The organism is Virgibacillus siamensis (assembly GCF_039522605.1).
In the GTDB taxonomy this organism is placed as follows: Bacteria; Bacillota; Bacilli; order Bacillales; family Amphibacillaceae; genus Lentibacillus; species Lentibacillus siamensis.
Window position 1 is genome coordinate 1 of the sequence record NZ_BAAADS010000008.1, and the last position, 15030, is coordinate 15030.

At 42.0% G+C, this 15030-nt stretch carries 16 protein-coding genes; 5 read left to right on the top strand and 11 right to left on the bottom strand.

Annotation, left to right across the window (positions count from 1 at the left end):
- Positions 1–591: 591 nt before the first annotated feature.
- The 4 genes from ABD010_RS06065 to ABD010_RS06080 form a co-directional block, all read right to left on the bottom strand.
- Entirely contained in the window at positions 592–957 is a 366-nt protein-coding gene (locus tag ABD010_RS06065; RefSeq protein WP_343811205.1) for a hypothetical protein, read from the bottom strand.
- On the bottom strand, positions 914–1228 hold the full coding sequence (locus ABD010_RS06070; RefSeq protein ID WP_343811207.1) for a hypothetical protein: 315 nt from the start codon (positions 1226–1228) through the stop codon (positions 914–916). Before ABD010_RS06070 ends, ABD010_RS06065 begins: the two co-directional genes overlap by 44 nt.
- Before the next feature lie 37 nt (positions 1229–1265).
- The gene (locus tag ABD010_RS06075; RefSeq protein WP_343811208.1) at positions 1266–1586 is read right to left on the bottom strand and encodes a thioredoxin family protein; all 321 of its coding nucleotides are present in this window, start codon (positions 1584–1586) and stop codon (positions 1266–1268) included.
- Positions 1587–1657: 71 nt separating this feature from the next.
- Entirely contained in the window at positions 1658–2470 is an 813-nt protein-coding gene (locus ABD010_RS06080) for a DUF368 domain-containing protein (RefSeq protein WP_343811210.1), read from the bottom strand.
- Between the two features lie 107 nt (positions 2471–2577).
- Here ABD010_RS06080 and ABD010_RS06085 point away from each other — a divergent pair, with 107 nt between their 5' ends.
- Entirely contained in the window at positions 2578–2748 is a 171-nt protein-coding gene (locus ABD010_RS06085; protein WP_390350910.1) for a hypothetical protein, read from the top strand.
- A gap of 105 nt (positions 2749–2853) precedes the next feature.
- On the top strand, positions 2854–3024 hold the full coding sequence (locus tag ABD010_RS06090) for a hypothetical protein (RefSeq protein ID WP_343811212.1): 171 nt from the start codon (positions 2854–2856) through the stop codon (positions 3022–3024).
- A gap of 101 nt (positions 3025–3125) precedes the next feature.
- On the opposite strand, the gene ABD010_RS06095 is transcribed toward ABD010_RS06090, so the two are convergent.
- From ABD010_RS06095 to ABD010_RS06105, 3 genes are all read right to left on the bottom strand, one after another.
- Positions 3126–4277 (bottom strand): CapA family protein, encoded by a 1152-nt coding sequence (locus ABD010_RS06095; RefSeq protein WP_343811213.1) that lies wholly within the window; start codon positions 4275–4277, stop codon positions 3126–3128.
- 353 nt (positions 4278–4630) lie between these two features.
- A complete protein-coding gene (locus ABD010_RS06100; RefSeq protein ID WP_343811215.1) occupies positions 4631–5779 on the bottom strand; it encodes an acyl-CoA dehydrogenase family protein in 1149 nt (382 codons plus the stop codon).
- Positions 5780–5931: 152 nt separating this feature from the next.
- On the bottom strand, positions 5932–7071 hold the full coding sequence (locus ABD010_RS06105; protein ID WP_343811217.1) for a thiolase family protein: 1140 nt from the start codon (positions 7069–7071) through the stop codon (positions 5932–5934).
- A gap of 274 nt (positions 7072–7345) precedes the next feature.
- Between ABD010_RS06105 and ABD010_RS06110 the strand changes: the two genes are divergently transcribed.
- From ABD010_RS06110 to ABD010_RS06120, 3 genes are all read left to right on the top strand, one after another.
- A complete protein-coding gene (locus ABD010_RS06110; protein ID WP_343811219.1) occupies positions 7346–7489 on the top strand; it encodes a YfhE family protein in 144 nt (47 codons plus the stop codon).
- Between the two features lie 248 nt (positions 7490–7737).
- Positions 7738–8658, top strand: a complete 921-nt coding sequence (locus ABD010_RS06115; RefSeq protein ID WP_343811221.1) for an ABC transporter ATP-binding protein — start codon at positions 7738–7740, stop codon at positions 8656–8658.
- Positions 8651–9595, top strand: a complete 945-nt coding sequence (locus tag ABD010_RS06120) for an ABC transporter permease (RefSeq protein WP_343811223.1) — start codon at positions 8651–8653, stop codon at positions 9593–9595. Before ABD010_RS06115 ends, ABD010_RS06120 begins: the two co-directional genes overlap by 8 nt.
- 369 nt (positions 9596–9964) lie before the next feature.
- Here ABD010_RS06120 and ABD010_RS06125 read toward each other — a convergent pair whose 3' ends face one another.
- The 4 genes from ABD010_RS06125 to treP form a co-directional block, all read right to left on the bottom strand.
- Positions 9965–10240 (bottom strand): YkvA family protein, encoded by a 276-nt coding sequence (locus ABD010_RS06125; RefSeq protein WP_343811225.1) that lies wholly within the window; start codon positions 10238–10240, stop codon positions 9965–9967.
- A gap of 114 nt (positions 10241–10354) precedes the next feature.
- Complete coding sequence (gene treR, locus ABD010_RS06130; protein WP_343811227.1) at positions 10355–11059, bottom strand: trehalose operon repressor; 705 nt, start codon at positions 11057–11059, stop codon at positions 10355–10357.
- A 12-nt stretch (positions 11060–11071) separates the two neighbouring features.
- A complete protein-coding gene (gene treC / locus ABD010_RS06135; RefSeq protein WP_343811229.1) occupies positions 11072–12724 on the bottom strand; it encodes an alpha,alpha-phosphotrehalase in 1653 nt (550 codons plus the stop codon).
- 30 nt (positions 12725–12754) lie between these two features.
- Positions 12755–14677 carry a PTS system trehalose-specific EIIBC component gene (treP, locus tag ABD010_RS06140; RefSeq protein WP_343811231.1) on the bottom strand — a complete coding sequence of 641 codons (1923 nt, stop codon included), beginning with the start codon at positions 14675–14677 and terminating at the stop codon, positions 12755–12757.
- Between the last annotated feature and the right edge of the window lie 353 nt (positions 14678–15030).

Genomic DNA, 15030 nt, shown 5'->3' on the forward strand with positions numbered 1-15030 from the left:
CCTAGTTTAATTATATTATACTAAACTAGGAAATCTCTCTATTTGGGTTGTCCGATTTTTATTCTAGCATCAGTTACGGTAAATTCTCACGCCTATTGGCCGAGCTTATAACACAATATTTCTTACTAAAAAGCGTGCTATTCGACGTAGGGAGAGCCTTTCAGAGCGTTACCTCTTCATTCGACTCCTCGACATAACCCTTCAGTAATATTAAATTAAACTGCCTGACCTTTACCAAAATTGTGTGACCACATTTCATTTGAGTCAGGAACGTTTCGCACCCACAATATGGCCCGTTATTGAATTGTCACAATCAAACCCTTTTATAAATTATCAGACTTTCCTTTAAAATAGTCAATTGCTATTCACAGCCGCAATTGCAGTAATAAGAGATGATTTGGTAAAGTTGCTATTTACGTTTAAACTAGGCCGCAGAACATTTTCTAAGTTCTGGCACTGTTGCTCATCATCATCGGATGGTTAATCCTATGTTTTCCCATTTTCACTGACATGGGCGTTTCTTTAATTATACCGTTAATGCATAACGCATGCTGAAAATAAGATGAGCATTCCAATGCGGAATGCTCATTCTTATTTCGTCCCTAGCGCGCACACTATATTACATGGATTTGTCGGCTTTATAAAAAATTCAACATCGGTAAAACCGGCGTTTGCCAATAATGGCGAAAGCTGCCCACCGATTAAATCGATCGTGTCATCGGTTGCACCTTTTTCATGCGGCCTGATTGTCAGGGCTATTTTACCGCCTGCCTTCATTTGAATCCTAATTTTTTCGAGTGTACCAACAGGTTGCTCCCAGAACGTAACATTGTTGATGACAAGTACTTTATCCAATTTTTTCAGCAATACAGGTAAATCATTCGCATAGCCTTCAATAAGCCGTACTTGTTCGTTAGTCAAATGTTTGTTTAACCTGTGAAAGGACTTGTGTACCATTACTCCGGACGGGTCCAGCCCTGTAAGCAGTACGCATCCTTTGCTCCAGTATATATTTCATTGCCTTTCCGGAACCAAAGCCGATTTCCAGTACATGCTCTCCATGCTGAATAGTGGGGAAATCAATCGTCCATTTGTTAATTGCTTTATTTTCTTTGGCCATAAGCCAGTAGGCAACCTTTCCCCCATACCACGCAGCAGTGCGAACTGTGAAAATAACTTGTCCATTGAGCATGTCCCCTTTAAAGCTTTCATTCCACATTTTGTCCAAAAATAATCACCCTCATGGAGAGGGTGATTCACTAACTTTATGCTAATTGCTGATGAAGGAATTCACTCACAGACTCGGGTGTTTTTGTATCTGCACTGTGTTGATGGGCAATCTTTTCACCGTTTTGGAACAACAGGATGCTCGGAATACCCATTACTTCATATTTTTGTGCCAGACCATCAATTTCATCACTATTGACCTCATACCAGTCATAGTTATTAAATTCATCAATTACCCCGTCAATAAACATGTTCATTCGCTTGCAGTCCGGGCACCAATCGGCGAAAAACTTTACAATAACAGGTTTGTCAGACTGGATAATATCATTGAATTGTTCTTCGGTATCTATATGTTTCATTCTGCTATCACCTCACGAATAGTTTCTATATTTATTGTATCGCGTATGGATAATATTGTCCTGCAGGATGCTTATTCATACTCGACTTTTCCAAGTAAATACGCTGCCGCAAGTCCAAGTGCGAACGTTACTACACTAAGAATCATTGCGGATATGTCCCCTGGCCAGCCAGGAAACACGACAAAAACAGAACCAATCACCATGCCGATAATCAAGGCGAAAGTGCCGGTATAATATTGATTCAGAAAATAATTAATGATTTTCGTCATGACTACGAGCCCAATCACAATTCCTGCTCCAGTCACCGCAATAATATCCAGTTGCATATTTTCAACCGCGCCAATTACCGTTGTATACACACCAATCACATACAGCATAAACGATCCACTTATCCCCGGCAGAATCATGGCACTGCTGGCAATCATCCCGGAGAAAAACAGCAATATGTAGGTTGATGTTGTGATGTTCTCGATAGGTGCTCCTTCACTTGTCTGAAAAATCATCAACGAACCAACTACTACAGCTCCAACCAGTAATATAACAATGTGTTTTGCATTAAATGTATTTTTCGCATCTGACTTATGAAACAAATAAGGCAATACCCCGATAATCAGGCCGAGAAAGAAAAATTTCGTCGGTCCAGGATAATGTTCAAACAGCCAGCTTATTACATGGCTCAACAACAGTATCGCAGTGCCAACACCAATGCCAAGCGGAATCAGAAATCCGAGCTGTTTTTTCCAATCCTTGCTTGTCAGTTTGTCAATGGCTGCAATTAATCGCTCATAGATTCCGAGCAGAACAGCAATCGTTCCGCCACTCACTCCCGGAATGACGTCGCTTGTCCCCATAATCAATCCGCGATAAATATTCTTCCATTCCATGTTTAATAGTCTCCTCTAACAGTCTTCTTTGTAAAAGCATATCGTTATCATATCAAATTATGCGTGTGATTTATAGAAAAAGTTTATCCATAAGGGGGAAATGAACAATGCATACCGTTCAGCTGAATAATGAAAAGCGAAAACAGTTGACGGAAGAAAATCTGTACTACTATGAAAAAATGTTGATTTACATTCGGACATCAGTTAACAGATCAGAACAATATACCGAAGAAGTATCTGATTTCCTTTTATTTCACCGGTACCGCCTGACGAAATAGGAAAAGGGTTAAAATCATTTCCAAACCATACGTAAAAAGTTTTCAATTATGTATCATACACAACGTATAATGATGTTAGAAAGAAAGTTAGGGGGTACTTATTAAATGAAAAATACGATCGATTACTTAAAAGAGGACCTCTATAAGGCAAGGGAAGAACTCAAAAATTTGGAAAAGCGGGGTCACACCATAACGGAATGGATTGACCACCAGAAGAATATTGGGAAATGTAAAAAACGTCTTCAAAACTTTACGAAAAAACGAAAACTCCTGTAAACTTTCCCAGATTGTTTTGTTCACTGTGGAAGCCTAATTCCCTTTCTTTTGAAAGCGAAATTAGGCTTATGAATTTTTTGGAAAAACATCTTGCACCCGATTTATTTCTCAATAAACTTTAGGCCCGGCATCCACTGTGACATATGCTGCTTGATCTCTTTGTAATGTTGCTTAGCGTTTGGAAGTTCTTCGTTTGTCAGCTGGAACATTGGAATCACTTCAAAATCGGAAAAATGGTCGTAATTCACAAAAGTTGGCATGAATTTGGGTGACGTTATTTCGATCGATTCCTTATCGCCGTTAATCGTTTTTTGAACGGAAAACTTAAAAATCCCGCCAATTCGCCGGTAGAACTCATCCTGCCCGGAAAGGAAATTTCCAAGTGAATACGCAACAAGCGTTTTATTACCGTTCACACCTTTCACCCAGTCAACCGGCTGCAGAACATGGGGGTGGTGTCCAATCACAACATCGACACCCTGGTCAGCAGCAAATTGCACAAGCGCCTTTTGTTCATCATTCGGCAGGCGTGTATACTGATCGCCAAAGTGAAGACTCAATACAACAATGTCCGCCTGCTTTTTGGCTTTTTGAATATCTGTCTGCATTAATCCCCGGTCAATCAGATTAACCAGATAATTTTTTCCATCTGGCACCGGAATTCCGTTTGTGCCATAGGTATACGCCAGAAAACCGACCGAGATGCCTTCATCCGTATGATAGACCCGTAATTTATTACTGTCCGCTTCGTTTTTATATGCACCGGTATACATCATATCAATATTTTCCCAATGCCTGATAGCACTTTGAATTGCTTCATTACCGCCATCCAGTGTATGATTATTTGCCAATGTAACAACATCCACCCCGGCATCTTTTAATGCATCCCCGACCGCATATGGACTGTTGAACGTCGGATAGGATGACAGCCCTAGTTCCACTCCGCCAATCATTGTTTCCTGATTCGCCATCGTAATGGTGGAGTTTTTCAAATATGGCTTGACATGACCAAGCATTGGACTGAAATCATATCCCTTTTCAACCTTGGCATCTTCATATACACTGTCATGAATCAACATATCCCCTATCGCGGTCATCGTAATTTCTTTATGAACGGATTCGGGTTTTTTCTTTTCCTCTAATTTTATAATTTCATGATTGGATGCATTTTTGTCTGTTGTTTCATCTGAACATGCAAATAATGTACAACATATCATCAATAATAAAAAGCAAACTACCTTTCCAGGCTTCATAGACAGCTGCTCCTTTACTTTTTCCCCATCATATCACATTATGATAAATTACACCCTGCAACATTCGCAAAGTTTTTCATATATCGACATTAAGTGCTGCCTATCTAATTCATGTAGGGCATCCCATTCAATTTCGTCAACAACATAGTAGTTAAAATTCCATATTTTATGTTGAATTTTCTGGTCACTGATCATGGCAATTTTGTATAAAACCTTAATCAAACTATAATAAATGGAAACGTCCCCTTTACCATAATGATTAATTTGATAAAAAGCTTCATACAAAAACTCCTCATACCGTTTCGGTTGCTCGATTATACGCAAATCGCCTTTTAGCGTGTGCAAGTTAAAACTTATAATCCCTTATTTTTCGCGATAATTGATTTCATGATTTCATTTGACCCTGCGTAAATTGCTGCTACTGGAGTATCACGAAAACGTCTGGCAATCTTGTATTCTTCCATATAGCCATACCCTCCGTGCAGCTGCATGCATTCATTGGCAATCTGTTTAGCAGTATCGGTCAGCCAATATTTCGCCATTGATACGTTCGTTACAATATCCTTTCCAGCAATGTGGTCTTCAATCAGCGACTCTAGGAAAGTCCTGCCGAGTTCAACCTGTGTCGCAATTTCAGCCAGTTTAAACCGAGAATTTTGAAACGATCCAATCGTTCGGCCAAAAGCTTTTCGCGATTTCACATACTCCAGTGTCATTTCCAGCATATCTTCCGAGGCAACCTGACCGGAAATGGCCACGACAAGCCGTTCCTGCTGCAATTTTTCCATTAAATAACTAAACCCTTTTCCTTCCTCACCGATTAAATTCTCCTTTGGAACACGGAAATCCTCAAAATATAATTCGGCTGTATCTTGCGCGTGCAATCCAACTTTATTCAACTTTCTGCCGCGAGAAAAACCAGGTGAATCCCCTTCGACCATTAACAGGCTGACCCCTTTGTGCTTCAGTTCTGCATCTGGATCTGTTTTCACAACAACGAGGATAAGATCCGCCCGAATCCCATTGGTGATGAACGTTTTTTGACCATTGACGATAAAATGATCGCCATCACGTATAGCTGTTGTCTTGATGTTGGCCAGGTCTGATCCTGTCCCCGGTTCGGTCATGGCAACAGCTGTTATATGATCGCCTGTGACACAGCCCGGCAGCCATTTTTCTTTCTGGATTTTTGTGCCGTATGATTCAATGTAAGGTGTTACTATATCGGAGTGAAGTCCGATGCCAATTAAGCTCGTGCCGATACGTTCCAATTCCTCCAAAATAATCAGCGAATAGCTGAAATCAAGTCCCAATCCTCCATATGTTTCTTCCACATGCGGACAGAGAAAACCCATTTCGCCCATCCTTTTCCAAAATCCAAGCGGAATCATCCGGTCCTCTTCCCATTGCTCGTAGTACGGCTCTGCTTCCTTTTGCAAAAATTTCCGGATAGTTGTTCGAAAAAGCTCGTGTTCGTCTGTTTCAAACCGATACTTGCTCATACAATCCTCCTCCTACGCACATTTGACAGACGGTTCGCATGTTTCATGAGCCACTTCGCACGCTTGACGCGCAATTCGCACGTTTCGCAGGCCCCTATTTCGACTGCATGCGTATTGCGCCGTCTAGCCGAATCACAGTAGCTTCCCTCTCTCTATTCAATGCGTTCAATAATGGTGGCGTTGGCTGTTCCCATGCCCTCGCATATAGCAAGCAATCCATATTTGCCATTTGACCGTTCCAGTTCTTGAACGAGTGAGATTAATAGTTTTGTGCCGGTTGCGCCCAACGGATGCCCGAGTGCAATCGCACCGCCGTTTACATTCAATTTTTCCGGGTCGGCTCCAATGTCCTGCAGCCATGCCATTGGAACCGGCGCAAATGCTTCGTTGACCTCGTACCGGTCCATATCAGCAATCGTCAATCCGGCTCTTTTCAAAACTTTATTCGTTGCCTGAATTGGACCGGTCAACATTAGCGTTGGGTCTGATCCGACAACCGTTCTGGCAACTATTTTTGCTTTGGGCTTCAGTCCTAGCGCAGCGGCCTTTTCTGCGGACATCAGCAGCACCGCACTTGCCCCATCGCTCATTTGACTTGCATTGCCGGCTGTTATTTTGCCGTCCTCTTTAAAAACGGCTTTCAGTTCCGCTAATGCCTCAATCGTCGTATCAGCTCTCGGTCCTTCGTCAACCCGAACAACATCTCTCGCATTGGTTTGGATCGGAACAATTTCCTCTGTAAACCTTCCATCCTCAGTAGCTTGTAAGGCACGCTGATGACTTTGTAGTGAAAATTCATCCAGCTGTTGACGGGTAAATCCCCACCTCTCCGCAATTTTTTCCGCTGACACACCCTGATTAACGATTTCATACCGGGTTGTCAGCTTTTCACTTGGCTTTGTTTCCTGCACATTTGAAAACATCGGTGCCCGTGTCATACTTTCCACGCCACCTGCTATAACAATATCCATATCCCCGGCAGCTATAGCCTGTGCACCAAAATGAACCGCCTGCTGACTCGATCCGCACTGCCGGTCAATCGTAACACCGGGAACATCAATCGGAAATCCGGCAATTAATGCTGCTGTTCGCGCAATATTGCCTGCCTGCTCCCCAACCTGCGTGACACAGCCCATAATAACGTCCTCAATTGCTGCTTTATCAACTTTGGACCGCTGCACAACCTCTTCCAATACAACTGCAGCAAGTTCATCTGCCCGGTAATCGGCGAACGTCCCTTTTCTTCGCCCAACTGCAGTCCGGCAGCCATCGACGATAACAACTTCCCGCATAACCTCACCTCTTTAAGTAATTGTAACTGCTTTTATTATATCTGATTCTTTTGGAAAATAGAAAAATTAACTGCTTTTATTTATAATCGAAAATGCCGGAAGAAAAGTGGCATTTTGTAGTTTCGTACTTTTCTCTGAAGGTTCGTATTTTCCGCTTAGCATGCCACATCTCTGCAGCTTGATTCGATTGTAATAAAAAAGGACATGTTTAACACAGTTCACACCGGGAATATAAAATGTGACGGAAAATCTATTTATAGAAAGGAAGTCATGAATGCGAAAAGCGCAATACCAGCCAACTAAGAATAAACAACTGACAGATGCTCAGGAGGTTCATTACGCAAAAGAATTTAAACATGCAGACATCGAAGGCGGCTACCGAAAGCCCCGCGTAAAAGAAGCAAAAGGCGAAAACTAATTGGATATGATAATCAGAAGACACCTCTTTCACGGGGTGTCTTTTTGATTGGAATATCAATTAAGTGCTGAAATTGCTGGATCAGAAGCTATTTATTTCGTGAGGCAGGAATCCCCTCTGACGACTTAAAATAAGACCATATCCATCGTATCATTTATTTTTTCACAAATCTGTCGTTAAATGAAACTTCTCCGTTCCGTGCAACGTATATATCTGGCAGAGAATTGAAATTAAGGGGGAATAACCTGATGTCGGAAACAGCAATGGACTTGGTCAATTTAAAGAAAAACATCGGCAGTAAAGAAATTATTAAGGGATTGAACTTTTCCATCAATAAAGGGGAAGTGTTCGGCTTCATCGGTCCGAATGGCGCCGGTAAAACAACCACAATTCGAATGATGGTCGGGTTAATGCAAATTTCCAATGGAGATGTGCGTATTCTTGGTAATAGTGTTCAATCCGATTTTAAGGATGCAGTGCAGGAAGTCGGGGCAATTGTCGAGAACCCGGAAATGTATCCATTCATGAGCGGGATGCAAAATTTGAAGCATTATGCCCGCATGACACCAGGAGTAACCAAAGAACGCATCAAGGAAGTTGTTCAACTAGTTGGACTTGAAAAACCTATTAAAGAGAAAGTAAAGAAATATTCCCTTGGGATGCGACAGCGTTTGGGTATCGCTCAGGCATTGCTTCATAATCCGTCGGTGCTGATTCTGGATGAACCGACAAATGGACTGGATCCAGCGGGAATCAGGGAAATTCGTCAATACATACGCAAACTGGCCCGGGAGGAAGATGTGGCGATTATCATTTCCAGCCATTTGTTATCAGAGGTTGAACAGATGTGTGATCGAATCGGCTTGATCAAAAATGGTGAAATGATTGCAATTCAGGATGTCCATGAAGTGATGGAACAGGAGGACACCGCACAAATTTTAATGGACGTATCCCCTGCTGATCGTGCACTGGAAATTTTGCAGACAGATTACGCACTTGAAGCCGCAATGACGGACGATGGTATCGCCATTCGCTCTGAGCGTGAAAAAATTCCAGAAATTGTCAAGTCACTCGTAAATCACGATATACTTGTTTATCAGGTGACGATTTCCAAAACAACGCTGGAAGATAAATTTTTTGATTTGATAGGGGAGAATACGATTGGCTAATTTTATGAACCTGCTAATGAATGAGCAGATCAAACTATATATCCGTAAATCAACATGGGTCATGTACATATTGACAGCAGTTATTATTATCGGCCTGGCTGCCATTGCTAGTTTTGCTGCTCCCAATGAAAAATACCAAGTTGATGATTGGCAGCAGGTGCTGAAGGATGAAAATGCGGACATGAAAGAAAAAGCCCAGAATGAGGATATGATGCAGAATTTCTATAAAGGCCAGATTGAAAAAAATAACTTTTATCTGGAGAATGATATTCAGCCGGCAGCATATGATGCATGGCAGTTTGTAATGGAAAATGAACTTTTGCTGTCACTGGTAAGCCTGTTTACGATTATTATAGCAGCGGGGATTATTGCCGATGAATTCAGGTGGGGAACGATTAAGCTCCTGCTGATCAGACCGATTTCCCGTACCAAAATTCTTGCTTCAAAATATGTTTCCGTATTACTGTTTGCATTGTTCACGCTGATTTTCGTCCTTGTTTTTTCATGGATTATCGGGGCACTGTTTTTTGGTATTAATGGAATGGATCCGCATATTGTCATGGACACAAGTGAAGGATATGTACACGTATCTGTTATGGAAAAGATTGTTGAAGGGTACGGCTATCAGCTTGTGACCTTATTAATGATGGCGACATTTGCGTTTATGATTTCGGCGATTTTCCGTCAGAGCGCATTGGCTATTGGGCTGGCAATTGTCCTCATGTTTACCGGAAACGCAATTGTTACGTTTTTCGCCAAATATGATTGGTCAAAATTTATTCTATTCGCAAATACCAACTTGCAGCAGTATGCAAATAATACCGCTGCTGAGGGCATGACGCTTGGGTTCTCCATCGCAGTACTGGCGGTCTACTATGTTATCTTCTTAGTGCTGTCCTGGGTATTTTTTGCAAAAAGGGATGTTGCTGGAACCTGATAAGATAATTCTTCAACAATTCCGCTATAATATGTTATAACTATTATGTAAGGCGTGAATGGCAATATAATCATGCGCCAACCGGAGTATGGACATAAATCTCGACCGGAGTGTTAACAATGAAGCGTTATCTGACATTAATTTTCATCATTCTGAGTGTAGTTATATTGATAATAGGACTCCAAATTAATCAACATTGGAGCAGCATTGCTTCCTGGGGTCTAGCTTTTATCAGCCTTATTTTCGCAACATACTATACCAAGTATATTCCAAATGATAGACACGATGAAAAAAACGAAAAAAATCCGTAATAAAAGTCGGAGGGACATTCCTTCCGACTTTTGTTTATGTGACCTATTTAATATCATCCTAAATTTCCTGGTCAAACAGCTGATGTTTTGCTTTTAGCGAATCCGGTGCAATTTTAACCATCCATTGCAGTAGAATGGCAGCGACCGTGATATCATCAAAAATCCCAAACCAAATAAGAAAGTCCGGTATGATATCAAATGGAAAAGTAATATATCCGATGAGAAGCATTGCAAACAACCATTTATTGCTGGATTTGACTTCCGCTGACCGGAAAAAATCTTTGATAAATGGTATTGATTTGTGAAATTTTATTAGAAATTGAAGTCGTTTCAAAAAGCGCCTCATGGACCTCACCTCAATCACAGTATAGGAAAAAGCCGCCTCATTAAAAAATAAAACGACCTCACCACATAGATAATCCGACAACATTCGGGCGGTACCCGCCATCTACCGCCGGGCAAAGTCCACGAACCGAAATTTATCCGGGCGGTGCCGTGATTCAGTATATTGAAACAGGCTGGTGTCGTCCAGATAAACCCTGCTTTTGATGACAACCACGTTGGAATAGCCCTCAAGATTAAGCAGTTCACGATCCTCGTCAGTCGGTTCTTCCACAACGATTTCTTTTCGGGCAAAACTGATGTCCAGCTGCAAATCATTTTCCAGATAATGATAGATGGAGTCTGCACAAATCTCCTGGGTTAATTCCGGAACGTACACCGAATTGAAATAGTCTTTGTCCAAAATAATTTTTTCCCCGGAAATCTCCCGGACACGCACCACTTTCCAAACCTGTTCACCCTTTTCCACATGCAGTTTGGACTGCAGTTGTTTATCCGCTTCCACCTGTTCCAGCTCACTGACAATTGTACGTGTTTCCTGCTTCAAATTGACAGCCAGCTCCTTAAAACTGACAATCCCTGAAACCGGAAAATCGAATTTATTAACATCAATAATTACCGAACCTTTCCCGCGGACCTTTTGAATAAATCCTTCCTGTGCCAACAAGTTCAGCGCTTTCCGGATTGTCTCACGAGATGTTTCGTACATTGCTGTTAACTCATTTTCCGATGGCAGCATCGTTGACTTCGGCCAGTAATTTGCTTTAATTTTTTTGGCAAGATCATGATAAATAGTTAAATATTTTTGCATCGCCAGTCCCCGCTATTTTAGGTGATATACAATTGACTCGAATGGCCGCAGCCGTATTTCGTCAGACAGTTGATCCGTATCAGCATAATTGGATATTAAGACGTCGACATCACGATTTTCCTCAAATGAAAACTGCGCAACGGTTTCTTCCGGATAAAAGTTGCTCACCATAAGCAATGTCTCTCCATTCCAGTTCCGTGTGTACGCAAAAATCCGCTCATCATCCTCCAGCAGCAGCTGATAGTCTCCATACGTTATGATATCATATTCTTTGCGAAGTGCGACAAGCTTCTGGTAAAAAGCAAAAATGGAATTTGAATTCTCCACTGCATGTTCCGCATTGATTGTTTTATAATTTGCGGCAATCGGAATCCATGGTGTCCCTGACGTAAAACCGGCATTTTTACCGTTCGACCATTGCATTGGCGTTCTCGCATTATCACGGGATTTTTCCTGAAGAATGGCAATTGCTTCCTCTTCGGATTTTCCCTGTTGCTGCATCATGTTAAAGGCATTTTGTGACTCTACATCCCGGTAATCACCGATATCCCGGAAGCCCGGATTCGTCATGCCGATTTCTTCACCCTGATAAATATACGGCGTCCCTTTCATCATATGCAATGTTGCGGCCAGCATTTTTGCTGATTTATCATGAAAGGTACCATCGTCACCAAACCGTGAGACTACTCGCGGCTGGTCATGGTTGCACCAGAACAATGCATTCCATCCGCCGCTTTCATGCATGCCGACTTGCCAATTGGATAAAATTCGTCTTAATTCAATAAAGTCAAATGGCGCTTTTGTCCATTTTTCACCATTGGCATAATCCACTTTCAGATGATGAAACTGAAACGTCATGTCAAGCTCCTGGCGTTCCGGACGGGTGTATAGCACGCAATTTTTCAATGTTGTCGATGACATTTCGCCGACTGTCATCATGTTATACTTAGATAAAACAGCCTGATTCATCTCATGCAAATATTCATGAATCCGTGGTCCATCGGTATAAAATTTGCGGCCGTCCCCACTGTCATCTTCGGGAAAATCCTGGTTTTTGGATATCAGATTAATAACATCCAGCCGGAATCCGTCTATCCCTTTTTCAGCCCAGAAACGCATCATGTCAAACAGTTTTTCTCGCACGTGTTCATTTTCCCAGTTCAAATCAGCCTGGGTACGGTCAAATAGATGTAAATAGTACTGATTCGTCTGTTCATCCAGCTCCCATGCTGACCCGCCAAACTTGGACTGCCAGTTATTCGGAAGCCCGGGACCGTCCTTCCAGATGTAAAAATCACGAAATGGATTGTCACGGGAAGCTGATGCCTGCTTAAACCATTGATGCTCGGTGGACGTATGATTGATTACAAGGTCCATAATCAGTTTCATATCACGCTTATGGGTTTCAGCCAACAGCTTTTCAAAATCTTCCATCGTGCCATAGTCCGGTTCAATATCATAATAGTCACTGATATCATATCCGTTATCATTTTGCGGTGACTGATAGACAGGGGTCAGCCAGATCACATCAACACCAAGTTGTTTGATATAATCCAGCTTTTGAATAATCCCCTGAATATCACCAGTACCATTCCCTGTCGTATCGTTGAAGCTTTTTGGATAAATCTGATAGACGACAGCTTTTTGCCACCATGCTTCTTGCATTGTTTTCACCTCTTTATTCCAATTCGATATTTATTGGGAAAGTTTCCGTTTAGCTATAATAAATGTAATGATAAATGGAATGACAATAACGATGCCCATACCGATAAAGAATGAAACCATTCCATTTTCAATAGATAAGAATCCCGGAACACCACCAATACCAATAGACGCGGCTGTAACATGCTGCATGGTAATGAACGCACCAGCTATAGAAGAACCAATTATTGCCGCAACAAATGGATATTTATACTGCAGATTGACACCAAACATCGCAGGTTCGGTAATACCAAGCCATGCTGAAAGGCCTGAAGTCCCTGCCAAGCCTTTTAATTTTTCCCCTCGCGCCACAAGCATCATCGCAAATGCTGCTGCACCTTGTGCGATATTGGAAAGTGCAAGAATAGGCCATAGAAATGTTGAACCCGTACTTCCAATTAACTGTAAATCAACAGCAAGGAAAGTATGGTGCATACCTGTGATTACCATTGGTGCATAAAGTGCTCCATAAACCAGACCACCAAGAAGTGCAAACTGATCAAATATCGCTACAAGACCGTCTGTAATCCAATTTCCGATTGCAAATGTGATGGGACCAATGATAATAAACGTAAGGAAACCTGTTATCAGTAATGCAACTGGAGCTACAATGAGCAGTTGCAGTGAATCCATAACCCGCTTTTTCATGAAAATCTCAATTTTCGCTAGTACCCATGATGCAAACAACACCGGCAGTACTTGCCCCTGATAGCCAATTTTTTCAACTTCAAGTCCAAACAGGTTCCATGTAGGAATGTCATCCGATTTAACTGCATCACCATATGACCATGCATTCAGCAGATCAGGATGTACCATAATTAAGCCAATAACAACCCCAAGCAACTCATTACCGCCAAACCGTTTTACAGCAGACCAGCCAATTAAAGCCGGTAAAAATGTAAATGCGGTATTTGCAATGATGATAATCATATTGGCTACTCCTGCCCATTGCGGGTACATGTCAATTATTGACTGTTCACTAAATACCGGATTAACTAAAATATTATTAATACCCATCAATAAACCGGCAGTTACAATCGCCGGAAGGATTGGAATAAAAATATCAGCCAATACTTTAATGCCGCGCTGCAGCGGATTCTTTTTTTTTCCAGTGGCAGCTTTAACATCTTCTTTTGATGCTTCACCGATATTTGTTTCATCTACCATAGCGGCGTAAACTTTATCAACGGTTCCCTGCCCGATAACAACCTGGAATTGTCCATTTGCCGAAAATGATCCTTTAACTATATCCATGTTTTCAAGGGATTCCTTGTTCACTTTATCTTCATCATCCAGTGCGAAACGAAGTCGTGTGACACAGTGTGTAGCTACGTTGATATTCTCCTCGCCGCCAAGCGCGTGTACAATATCGTTCGCTTCTCTACTGTACGGTGCCTCGGACGTTGCCGATGCCCCTGATTTCTTCTGTTTGACTGATTCAGATTCAGACTGTTTCTCTGTCGTAAGCAGAACAGTATCTCCTGCGACAGCGATTGCTTCGTTCGTTTTTTCCAAAAAGCCAACCTGCTCACCGTTTGTAATGATAACCGGAGTAATTACGCCAGCAGCTTTTTTACGTACAAATTCCACATCAAATGTAACGAGCGGATCACCGGCTTTGACTTTGTCACCCTGTTTCACATGTGCTTCAAAGCCTTCCCCATCTAAGTTAACGGTATCCAATCCAATATGAATGAGAACTTCAGTACCCTCGTCACTAAGAATACCGACCGCATGCTTTGTCGGGAAGATCTGTACAATTTCTCCGTCCAGCGGAGCAATTACTTTTCCATCTGTTGGATCTATCGCTAAGCCATCACCCATCATTTTTTGGGAAAATGTGGGATCCGGAACATCTTCCAACGATTTGATTGTCCCGCTCAGTGGTGCAAGAATTTTTTCCTGGCCATTAACCATAGGAGTTCCTCCCTAATTTTAGTTGTCGTGTTTTTTACAACTTGTATATACATGTTCCGCAAATTCAGTATAACTTGTATATACATGTAGTGCAAGGGCTTACAATTAATTATTTTTTCAACGTTTCCATGTAGAACAAAGGCGTAAGCGCCCGTTTAGCAACGTACAAACTGCGCCCTGCCATGCAGGGTGGGTCGGCGTTGCCGCGCAAAGCGGCGTAGTTAGCCGATCTTCCTTAATCCGCAATGAGATAAAGGAAACACGCCCCTTCATAGGGGTGTGTCGACGTTGGCCGCAAAGGCCGGTTTTAGTCGGCCTTCCTTAAAGTACGAACCGATGTTGACTTTCACCGC

Excerpts from the sequence above, each read along its gene's own strand:
- ABD010_RS06065 (WP_343811205.1), bottom strand. The coding sequence starts at position 957 with ATGGTACACAAGTCCTTTCACAGGTTAAACAAACATTTGACTAACGAA.
- ABD010_RS06075 (WP_343811208.1), bottom strand. The coding sequence starts at position 1,586 with ATGAAACATATAGATACCGAAGAACAATTCAATGATATTATCCAGTCT.
- ABD010_RS06080 (WP_343811210.1), bottom strand. The coding sequence starts at position 2,470 with ATGGAATGGAAGAATATTTATCGCGGATTGATTATGGGGACAAGCGAC.
- ABD010_RS06085 (WP_390350910.1), top strand. The coding sequence starts at position 2,578 with ATGCATACCGTTCAGCTGAATAATGAAAAGCGAAAACAGTTGACGGAA.
- ABD010_RS06090 (WP_343811212.1), top strand. The coding sequence starts at position 2,854 with ATGAAAAATACGATCGATTACTTAAAAGAGGACCTCTATAAGGCAAGG.
- ABD010_RS06095 (WP_343811213.1), bottom strand. The coding sequence starts at position 4,277 with ATGAAGCCTGGAAAGGTAGTTTGCTTTTTATTATTGATGATATGTTGT.
- ABD010_RS06100 (WP_343811215.1), bottom strand. The coding sequence starts at position 5,779 with ATGAGCAAGTATCGGTTTGAAACAGACGAACACGAGCTTTTTCGAACA.
- ABD010_RS06105 (WP_343811217.1), bottom strand. The coding sequence starts at position 7,071 with ATGCGGGAAGTTGTTATCGTCGATGGCTGCCGGACTGCAGTTGGGCGA.
- ABD010_RS06110 (WP_343811219.1), top strand. The coding sequence starts at position 7,346 with ATGCGAAAAGCGCAATACCAGCCAACTAAGAATAAACAACTGACAGAT.
- ABD010_RS06115 (WP_343811221.1), top strand. The coding sequence starts at position 7,738 with ATGTCGGAAACAGCAATGGACTTGGTCAATTTAAAGAAAAACATCGGC.
- treR (WP_343811227.1), bottom strand. The coding sequence starts at position 11,059 with ATGCAAAAATATTTAACTATTTATCATGATCTTGCCAAAAAAATTAAA.
- treC (WP_343811229.1), bottom strand. The coding sequence starts at position 12,724 with ATGCAAGAAGCATGGTGGCAAAAAGCTGTCGTCTATCAGATTTATCCA.
- treP (WP_343811231.1), bottom strand. The coding sequence starts at position 14,677 with ATGGTTAATGGCCAGGAAAAAATTCTTGCACCACTGAGCGGGACAATC.